14 protein-coding genes and 1 pseudogene are annotated in these 16,024 nt (G+C 61.6%); 8 read left to right on the forward strand and 7 right to left on the reverse strand.

Going from position 1 to position 16,024, the window contains the following annotated elements; all coding sequences use genetic code 11:
• Nucleotides 1-948 (forward strand): aldo/keto reductase, encoded by a 948-nt coding sequence (locus AC0L20_RS34030; RefSeq protein WP_473294847.1) that lies wholly within the window; start codon nucleotides 1-3, stop codon nucleotides 946-948.
• An 89-nt stretch (nucleotides 949-1,037) separates the two neighbouring features.
• Here the strand turns inward: AC0L20_RS34030 and AC0L20_RS34035 are convergent, their stop codons facing one another.
• Together AC0L20_RS34035 and AC0L20_RS34040 are read right to left on the reverse strand one after the other, a co-directional pair.
• On the reverse strand, nucleotides 1,038-1,634 hold the full coding sequence (locus AC0L20_RS34035) for a redoxin domain-containing protein (protein WP_198959246.1): 597 nt from the start codon (nucleotides 1,632-1,634) through the stop codon (nucleotides 1,038-1,040).
• A 49-nt stretch (nucleotides 1,635-1,683) separates the two neighbouring features.
• The gene (locus tag AC0L20_RS34040) at nucleotides 1,684-3,444 is read right to left on the reverse strand and encodes an MOSC domain-containing protein (RefSeq protein ID WP_473294848.1); all 1,761 of its coding nucleotides are present in this window, start codon (nucleotides 3,442-3,444) and stop codon (nucleotides 1,684-1,686) included.
• 230 nt (nucleotides 3,445-3,674) lie between these two features.
• Here AC0L20_RS34040 and AC0L20_RS34045 point away from each other — a divergent pair, with 230 nt between their 5' ends.
• Nucleotides 3,675-4,328 carry a VOC family protein gene (locus tag AC0L20_RS34045; protein WP_473294849.1) on the forward strand — a complete coding sequence of 218 codons (654 nt, stop codon included), beginning with the start codon at nucleotides 3,675-3,677 and terminating at the stop codon, nucleotides 4,326-4,328.
• A gap of 39 nt (nucleotides 4,329-4,367) precedes the next feature.
• Nucleotides 4,368-4,941 (forward strand): annotated as a pseudogene (locus AC0L20_RS34050) (NADPH-dependent FMN reductase).
• Nucleotides 4,942-4,971: 30 nt separating this feature from the next.
• On the opposite strand, the gene AC0L20_RS34055 reads toward AC0L20_RS34050, so the two are convergent.
• The 5 genes from AC0L20_RS34055 to AC0L20_RS34075 all read right to left on the reverse strand — a co-directional run bounded on the left by AC0L20_RS34055 (nucleotide 4,972) and on the right by AC0L20_RS34075 (nucleotide 9,631).
• Nucleotides 4,972-5,877, reverse strand: coding sequence for an alpha/beta fold hydrolase (locus AC0L20_RS34055; protein ID WP_473294850.1), 906 nt, complete (start codon nucleotides 5,875-5,877; stop codon nucleotides 4,972-4,974).
• 41 nt (nucleotides 5,878-5,918) lie between these two features.
• A complete protein-coding gene (locus AC0L20_RS34060; protein ID WP_085350973.1) occupies nucleotides 5,919-6,851 on the reverse strand; it encodes a heme-binding protein in 933 nt (310 codons plus the stop codon).
• 47 nt (nucleotides 6,852-6,898) lie between these two features.
• Entirely contained in the window at nucleotides 6,899-7,768 is an 870-nt protein-coding gene (locus AC0L20_RS34065) for an enoyl-CoA hydratase/isomerase family protein (protein ID WP_473294851.1), read from the reverse strand.
• Nucleotides 7,740-8,771 carry a DUF4331 family protein gene (locus tag AC0L20_RS34070; protein WP_473294852.1) on the reverse strand — a complete coding sequence of 344 codons (1,032 nt, stop codon included), beginning with the start codon at nucleotides 8,769-8,771 and terminating at the stop codon, nucleotides 7,740-7,742. Before AC0L20_RS34070 ends, AC0L20_RS34065 begins: the two co-directional genes overlap by 29 nt.
• 146 nt (nucleotides 8,772-8,917) lie before the next feature.
• Nucleotides 8,918-9,631: a type 1 glutamine amidotransferase domain-containing protein gene (locus tag AC0L20_RS34075; RefSeq protein ID WP_473294853.1), complete on the reverse strand. Its 714-nt coding sequence runs from the start codon at nucleotides 9,629-9,631 to the stop codon at nucleotides 8,918-8,920.
• Between the two features lie 312 nt (nucleotides 9,632-9,943).
• Between AC0L20_RS34075 and AC0L20_RS34080 the strand changes: the two genes are divergently transcribed.
• The 5 genes from AC0L20_RS34080 to AC0L20_RS34100 all read left to right on the forward strand — a co-directional run bounded on the left by AC0L20_RS34080 (nucleotide 9,944) and on the right by AC0L20_RS34100 (nucleotide 16,015).
• Complete coding sequence (locus AC0L20_RS34080) at nucleotides 9,944-10,999, forward strand: alpha/beta fold hydrolase (protein WP_473294854.1); 1,056 nt, start codon at nucleotides 9,944-9,946, stop codon at nucleotides 10,997-10,999.
• A gap of 29 nt (nucleotides 11,000-11,028) precedes the next feature.
• Nucleotides 11,029-12,378, forward strand: a complete 1,350-nt coding sequence (locus AC0L20_RS34085) for an epoxide hydrolase family protein (protein ID WP_473294855.1) — start codon at nucleotides 11,029-11,031, stop codon at nucleotides 12,376-12,378.
• Nucleotides 12,379-12,441: 63 nt separating this feature from the next.
• On the forward strand, nucleotides 12,442-13,290 hold the full coding sequence (locus AC0L20_RS34090) for an enoyl-CoA hydratase/isomerase family protein (protein ID WP_085350977.1): 849 nt from the start codon (nucleotides 12,442-12,444) through the stop codon (nucleotides 13,288-13,290).
• 77 nt (nucleotides 13,291-13,367) lie between these two features.
• Nucleotides 13,368-13,838 carry a (2Fe-2S)-binding protein gene (locus AC0L20_RS34095; RefSeq protein ID WP_085350978.1) on the forward strand — a complete coding sequence of 157 codons (471 nt, stop codon included), beginning with the start codon at nucleotides 13,368-13,370 and terminating at the stop codon, nucleotides 13,836-13,838.
• Between the two features lie 2 nt (nucleotides 13,839-13,840).
• Nucleotides 13,841-16,015 carry a xanthine dehydrogenase family protein molybdopterin-binding subunit gene (locus AC0L20_RS34100; RefSeq protein WP_473294856.1) on the forward strand — a complete coding sequence of 725 codons (2,175 nt, stop codon included), beginning with the start codon at nucleotides 13,841-13,843 and terminating at the stop codon, nucleotides 16,013-16,015.
• Nucleotides 16,016-16,024 lie beyond the last annotated feature (9 nt).

Consider the following 16,024-nt stretch of genomic DNA (forward strand, 5'->3'; position numbering starts at 1 on the left):
ATGACAACACCTGACACGCTTCAAGACACGCGTATTCGCCTCAACCATGGATCTGTTTTAATGCCCGCTGCGGGGTTTGGCACCCTGATCCCTGACCCGCTCGTGACCAGGCAGGCTACCAAGACGGCATTGGAAACCGGATTTCGCCATTTCGACTGTGCGGAACGCTATCGCAATGAAGAAGCAGTTGGCGAGGCGATGCAGGAAGTGTTCAAGGCGGGGACTGCCCGGCGCGAGGACGTGTTCGTTACCACGAAGCTTTGGAACACCAACCATCGTCCGGAGCGGGTCAAGCCTGCCTTCGATGGCAGCCGCCGGCGGCTAGGAGTCGACCATATCGATTGCTACATTGTCCACACCCCCTTTGCCTTCAAACCGGGCGACGAGCAGGATCCAAGGGACGAGCAGGGGCGGGTGATCTATGATTCCGACGTTACGTTGCTGGAGACATGGGGAGCGCTGGAGCGCCTCGTGGACGAGGGGCACGCCAGGTCGATCGGCCTGTCGGATATTACCTTGGAGAAGTTGCGGGAGATCGTTTCGGCGGCGCGAATCAAGCCGTCGGTCGTGCAGGTGGAGTCCCATCCGTATCTGCCGGAATGGGAGCTGCTCGACTTCTGCCGGGAGCATGGGATTGTGCTCCAGGCGTTTGCTGCGGTCGGACATGCCATGGAACCGAATCTGCTGGCCGATCCGGTGATTACCGCCATCGCGCAGCGCGTGCATAAGACGCCGGCTCAAGTGGCGCTGGCCTGGGCCGTACAGCGCGGCACCGCTTTCCTGACTACCTCGACCAAATCTTGGCGCATCCAGGAGAACTTTGACATCTCGACCCTGCCTGAAGACGCCATGCAGGAGATTCGGAACCGCATCACCACCAATATCCGGTTCAACTCGGTGGTGAAGACCGGCGTCCCCGGATTTATCCCGCGGGCCGCGGCGAGCTGAATTGCGTGGCGCGCAGCCGCGAGGCAAAGATGGCAATTTCCACGTTCCGTTCGGAGGCGAGAGAGGTAGAGCAGACAGAGCGTCTGCTCTTAGCCTTGCTCGCCAAGAGTTTGCGCAAAGCTCTTGCCGTAGGGATAGAAGCGTTCCTTACGGCCCTGCTGCCACGCAGATTTAAGCTCGGGCGCGGTGATGTCCCAGTCCGGCCGGCATTTTTGGCTGACGGCGCGCAGGTCTTGGCGAAGCTCTTCGATCGTAGGCCGCCCGAAGAACCAGTAGCCATTGTAGATCCTATAAATGACAAGGCCGGGCTCCAGCACGATCACGTGTGGGATCATAGGATTGTTGGCGGGATCGGTGTATTCGGCGATGTCGAGATCCTTCTGAACGACGCGCCGCGGATCGGAGAGAAACGGCCAGTGCGCGCCGATGCCGCTGCGGTTTTCGTTGGTCTGGGTGATGTTGTCGGTGCTGATCGTGACCAGCCGGCAATAGCCGACCTCCATCTCTCGATGGAGTTGCAGCAAGCCTTCGGCCTGACGGCGGTCCTTCGGGCAAAAGGCGCCGCGGCTAAGAACGAGCACCATCGGGTCCTGTCCCTGTAGCTCGGAGAGCTTTCGATGTTTTGCGGTATGATCGCTTAGCTCGTAGTCGGGGAAAACAGCTCCGGGCACCATGTCGGGTCGCATCTGAAGTCCTCCATCGTTTGGTAAGCGTGAGCGTGCAGGCCGCACGCCCTTACAAATCGATCACGACGTCGCCCTCAGGCTGCGCGCAGCAGATCAGCACAATGCCGTCCGCCGGGGCGTCGACCGGGTCAGGACGGTAGCCGATATTTCCTGCCACAAGGCCGCTCTCGCAGGTGTGGCAGACCCCGGTTCGACACGCATACCGCACGGGTACGTCGCAGGCCTCGGCCAGCTCGAGCAGATTGGGGAACGATGGCCCCCAGCGGACATTGAGACCGCTGCGGGCAAACGAAACCATTGGTCCCGAGCCGGGAGCGCCTGCCGGCAAATGCGGCGGCCGATGCGGCCCAGCCGCAATACCCGGGGTAATGGACGGACCGGCACCGAATATCTCGGTGTGGATGCGATCTGCCGTGACGCCCAATTTCTTGAGCCCGGCAGTCAGATCGCCCATGAAGCTCGACGGTCCGCAGATATAGAAGTCGGCATTGCGGGGCACGTTGAGTTCACCGAGGATCCGCGCGTTCAGATGCCCAGGCGTGTCGAAATCAACGTTGACCCGATCCTGCGGATCCGGCGAGCTGTAGCAGATATGTGTGTGGTGGTGGGCAAGTGATTTGAGAAGTCCACGCACCTCCTCGGCAAATGGATGTTCGCGGCGGTTACGGGTCCCGTACAGCCACCAGATTTCTCGCCTCGGTGCATCGGTCGCCAGCGCATGAAGCATCGCGAGCACCGGTGTCACGCCGATGCCCGCGCTCAACAACACCACAGGCGTGTCGCCTGGCCGTAATGTGAAATCGCCGCGTGCAGCACTTGCCTGCACGATGTCGCCAACTTGCAGCCAGTCGTCGATATAGGCACTCGCCGCGCCGTGGCGTTCCCGCTTGACGCTCACGCGATAGCTCGTGGCACCTGGCGCTCCCGACAGCGAATAGCTGCGCATCAGCTCGGGCGCCGACGGCGGGTCAAGCCGCAGCACGACAAACTGCCCGGGGAGGGGCGCGGCGACAGGTCCTCCGTCGGTGGGCTCGAGCACCAGGGAGGTCACGCTCCCGCTCTCTTGCACTTTGCGCAAGATGCGAAGCGGGCGAAAACCGCGCCACGCCGGCGGCGGGCCGGACACTGCACCGAGTCCGGCGTTTCCAGTCGTCGCGCTGCCTTCGCGCTGCTGGGTGAGCAACGCCTCGAGGGAGCGACGCCAGCCAACGCTCAACACCGGGATGCGCAGCGCGCGCTCCAGCTGGTTGCGGGGATGGCCGGGCTTGTAAAGCAGCGCATCGATCTCGGACACGCTCATGCGCTCGGGCCCGGAGGCGACCTGTTCGATCTCGTTGCCGGCCTCCACTTCGCCTTCCTCCAGCACACGGAAATAGAACCCAGGTCTGCCGTGCTTGACCACCAGCGCGGCCATTTCCGGCTCGTTCATGCGGATACCCAGCCGGTAACAGGTCACGCGCGGCTGCGTCACCTCGAACAGGGCGCCGCCGATCCGATAGCGGTCTCCGATACAGACCTCGGTATCCGATAGGCCGTCGACGGAAAAATTCTCTCCGAACTGCCCATAAATGAAGTCGCTTCGTCCCAGATGGCTCTGCCAATACCGATAGGAATCCATCTGATAGACGAATACAGCGCGGCGTTCGCCGCCATGGCCATTCAGGTCACCCTGTCCGTCGCCGTCGATGTTGAGCCGACGCACCATGCGCGGGCCTTCAACGGCCGTCTTCCAGATGCCGGTATGGACGGTCTTGCCCTGCCAGGCGATGTCGCGTGGTAGGCCCACATTTACTGAAAGTAAGCGTCCCATCACGTTTCCCAACGATCATCGCCGGCGCAAGCCATGGCTGCGTCCTTTGCCAGCCATCGTACTTCATTTCACCTCGATTGGCCTGGCAAGTACGCCTACGCTGCTGATGTTAAGTGTGTTTTTCCATTCGACCTTCGGAAGAAGACAGTCATATCAATGTATGAGTGGCCAGTTACAGATTCTGTGTTCACGTCACATTGAATTTCGACCGGCATCAGGGAGACAACGTGATGACCCCCTCTCAAATGCGGGTGCTCGACATGAAGCTCGAGATCGTTGTCATCCCCGTTTCGAACGTCGATCGTGCCGAGCAGTTCTACGGTGACCTGGGCTGGAGGCTCGACGCCGATTTCGCTGCTGCTGACGGCTATCGCGTGATTCAGTTCACGCCGCCAGGATCCGGCGCGTCGGTTATCTTCGGTGCGAATGTCACTGCGGCGGCACCCGGTTCCGCGACAGGGCTGTACTTGATCGTCTCCGATATTGAGGCTGCGTGCATAGATCTGCGTGGCCGCGGGGTGAAGGTCACCGGGCCGTTTCATGGCGGCGGCGACGTGCACAACGGAGCCGATGAGCCGCATTTGTTCGGCAATGTTCGCCTCGACGGCCCGGATCCGGAACGCCGCAGCTATTCCTCGCTGGCCTCGTTCAGCGATCCCGATGGCAACGGCTGGTTCCTCCAGGAAATTACCACGCGGCTTCCCGGCCGTGTGGAGGCTGACACGACCTTCGCTTCGGCAGCCGAACTCGCCGCGACGCTGCGACGTGCCGCGGTCGCGCATGGCGAGCATGAGAAACGAAGGGGCGGACATGACGAAAACTGGGCGGACTGGTACGCCGAGTACATCGTCCGCGAGCAGGCGGGCGAGCCATTGCCAAGTTGAACCAGCGGCTGCGTGTGCTGTGATCTGCTGAGGGCTGCAATGAGCAACCAAATCCTGGTGTTTTACGGCTCCTACCGTTCCGACCGGATGGGGATCCGCCTCGCCGAATTCCTGGTCCAATGATTACAGCGCCGGGGCGATGCCGTCGAACTGATCGACGCCAAGGCGGTCAATCTTCCGATGCTCGACACAGCAGGGTGCCGCTCCCGAGCCTCTGGAGGAATTGGCCGGCAAGAGTCGTAACGCCGATGGCTTTGTCTTCGTCACCGGCGAATATAATTGGGGTGTGCAGCCAGGACTGAAAAACCCGATCGATCATTTTCTCGAGGAATGGTTCTGGCGTCCCGCGGCGATCGCGAGCTATTCGGCAGGACGCTTCTCCAGCGCACGGGCCGCGACGGCCTGGCACGGCACACTTTCCGAGATGGGAATGGTGGTGGTTTCAAGCACGATTGCCGTTGGTCCGATTGCACAGACCCTCGCGGCTGATGGTGCTCCGACGGGTCAGGGCGGCGAGGCTCTCGAAAAAGCGTTTCCACGCTTTGTAGACGATCTGACGTGGTGGGTTGAAGCGGCAAAGATGCAGTGTCGGCGCAAGAAGCCGCCGTATTGATGGCCAATAACGCGCGTTCGGCCGCGTTCCTTACTTGCGCGCCAGGCGTTCGAGGAAGTCACGGACAAGCGATGCGATCTGGCCGGTCCCTTCGTCAAGCGCGAAATGTCCCGCATCGAGAATGTGTATTTCGGCCTTCGGCACATCGTCGGCATAGGCCATCGCGCCGGCGACGGTGAAGGACGGGTCGTATTTGCCCCAAACCACGAGAGTCGGCGGCTGCACCTCGCGAAGCCAATTTTGCCAGCGCGGATAGGAGGCGACGTTGGTCCGGTAATCCAGAAACAGCGTGGTCTGAATGTCGGCCTGGCCCGAACGGTTGAGAAAGGCGTACTCGTTGGTCCATGTATCCGGATCGTAATGGTCGGAATGGGGGCTTGATCCGATATGGCGCTGCCGCGTCGCCTCAAAGGATGTGAAGTTAGCCTTGAGGTTGGCGAGCTCGTGGGCCGGATCCGCCCAATATTTTCTGCGTGCCTCCCAAAGAGGGCTCAGGCCTTGCTCGTGAGAGACTGCGTTCTGGATGACGAGGGCGCGGACGCGTTCCGGATGGGCGAGCGCCATTCGAAAGCCAACGGGTCCGCCGTAGTCTTGCATTAACAGAACATAGCTCGTGATGCCGAGCTTCGTTGTGAGTTCATCCATCACGCCCGCGAGATTGTCGAACGTGTATTCGAAGGTCGACGGGGAGGGCGCGCTGCTATGGCCGAAACCGGGGTAGTCGGGGGCAATGAGATGAAATTTGTCGCTCAGGAGGGGAAGTAATGGTTCCCACATCCGCGACGAGGAGGGAAAGCCGTGCAGCAGCAGCACGGTCGGCGCATCGGCCGGCCCGGCTTCCCGGTAGAAGATATCAAGGCCCTGGATCTTGACGGTATGATAGGAAATCGATTGTCGGCGAGATAACATGTGTTGCGCCGGTGCGTTGGTGTTCATGCAGGTAAGTCCTGCTGAGAGGACAAGCAGGGCCGGATTATTCACAGCGTCGTTCCATTGCCGGCTGCCGCATGTCGAACCACACTCGCGAGTTCGGGCGTGAAGCTGGTGTCGCCGTCCTCGATTTGTCCCGTCAATCGCGCCGTGATCTCCTGCAACACCCACGTGTTGCCGTCGGGATCGCTGAACGAGGCGTAGGAGGCGTAGCTCTTTCGTTGCGGATTTGGGCCGGAGAGCAGGCTTTTTCCTTCGGCATGGTGGAATACGCCGCCGGCGTCGTGGAATGGCTCGCTGACCGCGATGCCACGAGAAAGCAGGTCCTCGCAGGTGGCCTGGATGTCGAACACGATTAGGTGCAGCCCCTTCGCCGAGCCGGGCGCAGCCCTGCTCATGTTGTTGCCGAACATGATCGAGCAACCGGAGCCCGGCGGCGTGAACTGGATCACCCGATAATTGTCGCCGGCGGAATAGTCGATGTCGAGCCGCCAACCCAGATCGCCATAGAAACGCTTGGCGCGATCGGCGTCCGCGACGGGGATCACGACGACCTCGAGCTTCATGTCGGTCTTGCGCATGACCGGAGGTTCCCGGAGTGCGGCTTCAAGAATCGCGACGTCCTGCTCAACGGTGCCACCGCTAACGCCGACGCCCGCGACCAACTGGCCTTCGCGGGTAAGCGGCGCGCCGCCGCCCATCGAACAATACCTTCCGCCGGAGAGGCCCATCAGCGGGAAGAGATCCTTCCCGGGCTGCACCAGGGGAGACAGATCGGCCGTTCGCAGTCCCACCAGCGCGGACGTGTAGGCTTTCCGCTCCGATATCTCGATCGAGAACACCGGCGCGCTGCTCATGCGGTGCTGGAGAAGCATGTTGCCGTGAATGTCGATGATAGTAACGGCAACCGGAACTCTCGCGCGGGCCGACTGCGCTTCGACGCGATCGGCGATGTCCTTTGCAAGGGCGAGTAAGTCCATGACGGTGTTCTTTCTGAGAGGGGCGCGCGGAAGGGGAAAACTGCGTGCTACGATCGCATCAGCCTCCGTGGGCGAGTTGCCCCAGATAGGGTTCCTAGGCGATCTTCTGCGTCTCCGGGCTTATGAAATCCCTGCTCGAACAGCGCCTTGATCCTCCCCTGCGCAGCCGGTCGGGGGATCGAGGCCATGCACGTTTCCCAGCCGGCCACGATCTCGACATCCGGCGGCAGGCTGGCGGCATTCGTCAGGCGCTTGGTGTTTGCGATCGCCCATTTGTCAAAGGAGGCGATGCGCCGTGCCAGCGCGTCGACGAAGCCATCGAGCTCCCCGTCCGGCAGCGACCGGTTCACATAGCCATAAACTTCAGCCAGATCGCCGCCGATGTCATTGGAGCTCAGCAGCACCTCCAGGGCCCTTTGTCTGCCCATCTGTCGCGGCAGACGCGCCATCGGCCCGCCGCCCGCGACCAACCCAACGCCCACTTCCCACTGCGACAACAGCGCCTTCTCGCGGCTTGCAAAGCTCATGTCGCAAGCGAGAGCAAGCTCGCTTCCGTTTCCGGTCGCGCGACCGCGGATCAAGGCGATCGACACCACGGGAAGGTGCGTGATGCGGACGAGGACGTCCGGCCACGCCTCCAGTCCCGTCGGCCCTTGCGGCATGCCGGCCAGTTCCTTGAAGTCGGCGTTGAAATCGCTGTGATTGAGGAAAAATCCGTCAACTGCACTTTCGAGCACCAGCACTCTAACGTCCTTGTCGGCTTCGACCGTGGTGATGATTTCCCTAAACTCGCGAACCAACTGCGGCCCCATGACGTTCAACGGAGGATTATCGAACGTCACCCGCCAACAATTGGGCGACGAGCGGGTGAGCCGGATCTGCGCTTGCTCAGTCCTTGCGTGCATCGAACCCTCCATGCAGTGCTTCGTACGCGTTGAATCGTTCGGCGGCAGCCGTGTGCGGCGGGCCCAGATACGGAAAATCGGTAAGCAAATCCCGATGCGGGCCCACACCGTCAGATTTCACTCTTCCGTTGGTCAGGAGGAAAAGGAAGTGATCGAGGACGTCGTCGGTCAACGCCCGACCGTTGCCCGGGTACGAGGCGGGGAGCGCGGGATCGAAATGCAGGATATCGGGCAGCAGCGTTGCTGCCAGGCGCCGCGCATCGACCGGAGCGTAGCCTCCCGTGTGCTCCAGCGAATGTGCAAAAATCGGGATGAAGCGACTGTCGCCGGCAGGCTCCGACGCCTGATAGTCGGCACTGGCGTCGCCGGTCAGGAAAATAGACTGCGACGGCTTGGCACCGCGGTCGGCTTGAACCCAGCCGCCGTTGGCGCGATCAACCGTCCGCGCCCAGACACCGAACGGTTTGCTTCCGAGAGCCGAGCCCGGCAACTCGACGGCGATGCTGCACACGTCCTTGTCGATAAAATTGTCTCTGCCGCTGAAGTGGAGGTCGTTCATGGCGCCGATCGGATCAAAGAAGAACGGATCGCTCCGCCAGCCGGCAAAGAAACGATGGTCTTCGGCTTCCACCACGAGCGCCTCTCGACCCATCGAGACCGGCCACTCCTGAATGAGCCGGCCCTCGTTGCCGGTCTCGGCGGCCTCGGCGCCCTCGACTCGGCGCAACACCGCCGTTTGCCTTCCGTTCGCAAATGCCGAGAAACATACGCGGTACGCAATATCCGCGACCGCATCCCCGTTGGTGTCGATCTTGAATTCATAGATCGCGTCAGCGGCGAAAGGCTCGGGCGTCGTCGGCTCCGGCGAAAGCAGGCTGAAGGAAGGATGGACGTTCATGATGAGGACTGATCTGCTCGCATCCGCAGGCGAGGGGAATGCGTACAGGTCGGTCAAGTCCAGGCGCGCGTCCCCACGAGGGAACCCGACATTCGGTCCGGAATAATGGTGCGACATCGAACGTATCCCTCGTAGCCTCAGACTCTCTGACGGAGCCGCGGGCGAGCCGAGCCGCTCCAGGTCCACTAGTCGCGTGGCGGGCGCCGTGATGAGGCTCCAACCAAAGGCGTCGCTGGCAGGCGACCCGTCACTACGATCGATTGTTACGAAGCGCGCGCCGTGACCCCTGGCCTGGTCCTTTGCTTCACCGCCGCCATCAGCGTATTCGCCGCCGGACCGGACGAATGCGGGTTTTGTCCCGTGATCAGCAAACCGTCGCTGACGACGTGTGGTGCCCAGTTCACCTTCTTCGAAAAAATAGCGCCGAGGTTCAACATCTCGTCTTCGACAAGGAAGGGAACGATCTTGGTGAGGCCGACCCCTTCCTCCTCGCCATTGGTGAAGCCGGTAACTTCCTTGTCCTGCACCAGAAGCTTGCCGTCCGGCGTCTTGACGTGACGCAGTGCCCCGGTGGAATGACATACGACGGCAATTATCTTGCCGGCCGCAAGGAAGGACTCGATCAGTTTGATGGAGTTCTGGTCATCGGCGAGATCCCACATCGGCCCGTGGCCGCCCGGGTAGAAGACGGTGTCGAAGTCTTCTTGCCTCACGCTGTCGAGGCGAACGGTTTTGTCGAGATCGGCTTGCGCGTCTTCGTCCTGTTCGAACCGGAGCGTCAGCTCGGTGCGGCTTTCCGGTTCATTGCTCTTCGGGTCAAGCGGCGGCCGGCCGCCCTTTGGGGATGCGAGCGTTACCTCGACTCCGGCGTCCTTGAAAACGTAGTAGGGGGCAGCGAGTTCTTCGAGCCAGAAGCCAGTTTTTCGCCCCGTGTTACCCAGTTGGTCGTGTGAGGTGATCACCATCAGCACTTTCATCACTGTCTCCTTGGTTTGCGGTCATGAATGAAACGCCACTTGGCACCGAAGGATGCTCAGGCGCATCTCGCCCCTTCGCAGGTCATTTGCCGTCTCGAAAACTCGCGAGAACGAGTGACGTTGTCCTTAGCGGATCGACGGCGCGGAACTCACTCATACACTGAGCGCCAATCACTCATACATTGATATGAGCGGCATCTTCCCAACGTTGAATGGTTCGGAACGGGGCGGGCGGACATCGTTTGTGGAGCGCCGGTCGGATCTAACGCGAGTTGGTGCGATACCAAGGGGCCAAAAGATAGGGTGATGCACATGTCTGAAAAAGCCCGCTTGAATTTCTTCGGCCGGCGGCGATTTCTTGAGGTGGCCACGGGCGCGTTGGCGGCGACGCAATTTATCCCAGTTCAAGTTGCCGATGCGGGGCTGGTGCTCGACGCGCCAATCCAGTTCGCCCAATTCGAGGGGACAGGTTCCTTTACTTCGCTAAAGCAGATCTATGCTGGCGTGCTTGACGTCGGATACGTTGAGGCGGGTCCTGTCGACGGACCGCCGGTGATTCTGCTGCATGGCTGGCCTTATGACATCCACAGCTTCGGTGAGGTAACGCCGCGGCTGGCCGCAGCTGGTTTTCATGTCATTGTTCCCTATGCGCGTGGCTACGGCTCGACGACCTTCCTGTCGAGCGCAACTCCGAGGTCGGGGCAGCCGTCCGCCCTGGCCGTCGACACAATTGCCTTGATGGACGCACTCAATATCAAGAAGGCGACCATCGCCGGCTTCGATTGGGGCGCCCGTACCGCCGATATCGTTGCCGCATTGTGGCCCGATCGCGTCAAGGGCCTGGTGTCCGTGAGCGGCTATCTCATTGGAAGCCAGCAGGCGGGGAAGACGCCGCTGCCTCCGAAGGCGGAGCTTCAGTGGTGGTATCAGTACTATTTTGCGACGGAGCGCGGTCGCGAGGGGTACAATAAATACCGGCGCGAGTTCGCCGAGTTGATCTGGAAGCTGGCATCTCCGAAGTGGCAGTTTGATGATGCGACATTCGCTCGCAGCGCGGCGGCTTTCGACAATTCGGATCACGTCGATATCGTGATCCATAACTATCGATGGCGCCTCGGATTGGCGCAAGGCGATCCAAGCCTGGACGAGCTTGAAGCGAAACTGGCGGCCGCGCCGCAGGTCGGCGTACCGACCATTACGCTCGAGGGTGACGAGAACGGCGCGCCGCATCCGGACCCCGTGGCTTACGCCAAAAAGTTCTCCGGCAAGTATGCACATCGCCTCGTGAAGGGTGGGGTCGGTCACAATCTGCCTCAGGAGTCCCCGGCCGCCTTTGCGCAAGCTGTCATCGACGTCAGCAGGAGCTGATCACTCGATTCGCATCAGGAGTAAGTGACATGGTACATCTTCCCGATCCCCCGAGCCAGGCGACCGTACATTTCGTGCGTTACCAGGATCGTCGTCAGTTCCTCGGCACCGCCGCAATGGGCATGGTGTCAGCGAGTGCGGCGAGCCTGTTCTCGCCGCATTCGGCTCCGGCAGCGAAAAGTGGCGCTGTTCGCGCGTTCGACATCGACGTCCCCAAAGACGCGCTCGCGAACCTGCGCGAACGGGTGACGATGGCCCGGTGGCCGGACCGCGAAACGGTTACCGATCCGTCCCAAGGCGTGCAATTGAGGACGATTCAGCAAGTCGCGCAGCATTGGCGAACGGATTACGACTGGCGGAAGGTGGAAGCACGGCTCAAGGCCTTGCCGCAGTTCGTGACGGAAATCGACGGGCTTGATATTCATTTCATTCACGTCCGCTCGAAACATGACAATGCGCTGCCGATGATCGTGACTCACGGCTGGCCGGGCTCGATTATCGAGCAGATGAAGATCATCGATCCGTTGACCAATCCCACATCGCACGGCGCGAGCGCGTCGGACGCGTTCCATCTGGTCATCCCCTCGCTGCCCGGCCACGGCTTCTCGGGTAAGCCGACTGCGCCCGGATGGACACCCGTCAGCATCGCTCGTGCGTGGGCGACCTTGATGGAACGGCTTGGCTACACACGTTACGTGGCGCAGGGCGGGGATTGGGGGAATGCCGTCTCGGAGATCATGGCGCTGCAGCAGCCCACGGGATTGTTGGGCATTCACACCAATATGGCGGCTACGGTTCCAGCCGATGTTTCAAAGGCTCTTTCGGCTGGAGGCCCGCCGCCTGCCGGCCTCTCGGCTGACGAAAAGCAGGCCTGGGATCAACTCGATGATTTCTACAAGCATGGCCTGGCCTACGCCCAGGAAATGTCCAATCGGCCGCAGACGCTTTACGGAATCGCGGATTCGCCGATCGGTCTCGCCGCGTGGATGCTGGATCACGATATCCGCAGTTACGGTATGATCTCACGCGTCTTCGATGGAATGCCGGAAGGGCTGACCAGGGACGACATCCTCGACAACATCACGCTCTACTGGTTGACGAACACCGCGATCTCCTCGGCTCGGCTCTACTGGGACACCGCGAAAATTTCGACGGGAGGAGGCTTCTTTGACGTTCGGGGGGTCACGATCCCTGTCGCTGTGAGCGCCTTCCCGGATGAAATCTATGCGGCCCCGAGAAGCTGGGCAGAGCGGGCGTACCCCAACCTCATCCATTACAACAAGCTCGACAAGGGCGGGCACTTCGCGGCCTGGGAACAGCCTGAGCTGTTTTGCGCCGAGATGCGCACGGCCTTCAAGCCGCTACGTCAATCGATCTGAGTCGAACGGACCTCTGCGTAAGCGCGTGTCCTTTCCTCCAAACAGACAACAGGAGTGCATATCATGAACCGACCCGAACGAACTTTTACCACCGGGAAAATTCAACTGGAGCGCCGTCTGCCGTCATACTGGCGGGTTACCTTCGACATGCCGCCGGTGAATATCTTCGGCCCGAAGCATCTTCCGCTACTCAACGACGTCATCACCACGATCGAGGCCGATCCGGAGGTCAAGGTCGTCGTGTTCGACAGTGCCGTCGATGGTTTCTTCATCACGCATTACGACTTTCTCGCGCCCCTTGAAGAGTCAATGAGCATCCCGCCGGGACCAACCGGGCTCCAGGCGCTCCCTGACATGCTTGTCCGTCTCAGCCGTGCGCCGGTCGTATCCATCGCCTCGATCCGGGGCCGCGCCACCGGGGTCGGCAGTGAGCTTGCGTTGGCGAGCGACATGCGCTTCGCGAGCCGCGAGAAGGCGATCCTATCGCAATGGGAGGTCGGTGCCGGCCTTGTGCCCGGCGGCGGCCCGATGGCCCGATTGCCGCGTCTGATGGGCAGAGGCCGCGCACTCGAAGTGTTGCTTGGCGCCGATGATATCCCCGGCGACCTCGCCGAACGGTACGGCTACGTCAATCGGTCGTTGCCGGACGCCGAACTCGACGCGTTCGTCGAAGCGCTCGCGATGCGGATTGCGTCGTTCGATAAAGAGGCGATCGCTGAGACCAAGCGTCTCGTCGACGTCGCAAGCCTGCCGGCGGACCTGGAAATTCGGCCTGAGTGGGACGCGTTCTTGGCCTCCCTCGGCCGTCCCGCGAGCCAGAGCAGGATCAAGGCGCTGATGGCACGCGGCTTCCACCGTGCCGGCGACGTCGAGAATCGACTGGGCTTCCACGTCGGGCAACTCGGCGGCTGAGTGGATCGCCGCGGGGTTCGACGAACCAGCGTCGATGTCGGAGCGGCGGTCGTGTCCGGAACACAAGGAGCGGCATCATGGGTTTTACGATCAACATTAACGGAACTCCGCAGAGCGTCGACGTTGATGGTGACACGCCGCTACTGTGGGTTCTGCGCGACGTGCTCGGCATGACCGGCACGAAGTTCGGCTGCGGCATGGCGCTGTGCGGCGCCTGCACCGTGCATCTCGACGGCTCCGCCGTCCGCTCCTGCATCACGACGATCGACAGCGTTGGTGACTCCAAGATCACAACGATTGAGGCGATAGGTGCGACAGTGGTCGGTGCGAAGATCCAGAAGGCCTGGCTCGACCATGAGGTCGCGCAGTGCGGATACTGCCAGTCCGGCCAGATCATGTCGGCCTCGGCACTGCTCACCGACAAGCGACATCCAACGGATACGGACATCGACGACGCCATGAGCGGCAATATCTGCCGCTGCGGCACCTATGTCCGGATCCGCGAGGCGATCAAGCTCGCCGCGCAATCGCAGACGAAGGAGGGTTGAAGATGGCTTTCGATCGCAGCGCGTCGCGCACGTACGCCGACCTATCTCGTCGCAACTTCCTGATCAACAGCGCCGTTGCCGGCAGCGGCCTGGTGCTTAGCGTGAGCCTGCCATTCGGCCAAGGCAAGGCCGTCGGTAACGATAGCTTCGCACCAAACGCCTTCATCCGTATCGGCACCGACGGGGAGATCGTGCTGACCATGCCCTATGTCGAGATGGGGCAGGGGACCTACACCTCGATCCCGATGCTGATCGCGGAGGAGCTTGAAGTCGGCCTTAAGCAGGTTCGGATAGAACACGCTCCGCCGAACGAAAAGCTCTACGCCAATCCGTTGTTGGGCGTGCAGGCGACCGGCAATTCGAACGCGATTCGTGGCGCGTGGAAGCCGCTCCGCGAAGCGGGCGCGGCTGCACGGATCATGCTGATCGCGACCGCCGCAGGGCGCTGGGGCGTCGATGCCGGTTCCTGCCATGCCGAAACAGGCGAGGTGGTCCACACGCCGAGCGGGCGGCGCCTGAAATATGGCGAGCTCGCCGCAGATGCCGCGCACATCGCGGTGCCGACCAATGTGGTGCTGAAGAAGCCCGAAGAGTTCAAGCTGATCGGCACGCCGGCGAAACGTCTGGACGCCTCGGGCAAGGTCAACGGCTCCGTCCTTTACGGCATTGATGCTCGCCCGCCCGGTGTGAAAATCGCGACGCTGGCCCAATCGCCCGTCTTTGGCGGCCGGTTGAGGAGCCTGGATGACTCCGCCGCCAAGGCGGTCAAAGGGGTGCGCCAGATCGTTCGGCTCGAGGATGCCGTTGCCGTCGTGGCTGATCATATGGGTGCTGCGAAAAAGGGCCTGGAAGCGCTCAAGATCGAATGGGATGAGGGCGCCCATAGCGGGCTGAGTACCCAGGACGTCGCACGCGACCTCGAGCAGGCGATCCTTAGGCCGGGTTCGGTCGCGCAAAGTATTGGTAATGCCGATCAAGCCATTGCGAATGCCGCAACCAGGGTCGAGGCGAGCTATCAGTTGCCTTTCCTGGCCCACGCAACGATGGAGCCGATGAATTGCACGGTTCATTTTCGAGGCAGTGAATGTGAGATCTGGGTCGGCACCCAGGCGATTGCACGGGTCCAGGCGATGGCGGCGAAGGCCGCCGGTCTGCCGGTCGAGAAGGTGATCGTCCACAATCATCTCATCGGCGGCGGCTTCGGTCGGCGCCTCGAAGCCGACGGCGCGGTTCGCGCCGTCGAGATTGCCAAGCAGGTCGATGGTCCCGTGAAGGTGGTGTGGACGCGCGAGGAAGACATCCAGCAGGACATGTACCGGCCCTATTGGGTCGACCGCATCGCGGCCGGTCTCGACAAGGATGGCAAGCCGATCGCCTGGCGCAATCGCTTCGCAGGTTCTTCCGTGATCGCCCGGTGGCTGCCGCCGGCCTTCAAGGATGGCCTCGATCCCGATACGACGGAGGGCGCGATCGATCTGGTCTATGCGCTTCCGAACTTCCATGTCGAATATGTGCGCGCCGAGCCGCCGGGCATCCGGACCGCGTTCTGGCGCAGCGTCGGTCCTTCGCACAACGTCTTCGTCAGCGAGAGCTTCATCGATGAATTGGCGGCAGCCGCGAGGCAGGATGCGGTGACCTATCGTCGTATGTTGCTCGACCACAATCCGCGAGCGAAGGCCGTGCTTGATCTGGCAGCAGAGAAAGCCGGCTGGGGCTCGGTATTGCCCAAGGGGCATGGACGCGGCATTGCCCTGCAACACGTGTTCGGCAGCTACCTCGCCCAGGTGGCTGAGGTCGAGGTTGCAAAGGACGGCTCGGTTCGGGTCCATCGTGTGGTCTGTGCGATGGATTGCGGCACCGTGGTCAATCCCGACACGGTCCAGGCGCAGATCCAGAGCGGCGTGAATTTTGGCGTGACCGCGGCGCTCTATGGCGAGATCACGCTCAAGAACGGCCGTGTCGAACAGACGAATTTCGGCACATACCAGATATTGCGCATCAACGAGGCGCCCGCGATCGAGGTACACGTCGTCAAGAGCGCTGAACCGCCGGGTGGAATGGGCGAGGCCGGCACTTCAGGCATCGTTCCTGCAATCGCGAATGCGATCTTTGCCGCCACGGGAAAGCGGCTGCGCAAAATGCCGATCGATGTCAACGCGCTCAAGCAACCGGTTTGAGGCAAACCA

The organism is Bradyrhizobium sp. Kon58, assembly GCF_055807455.1.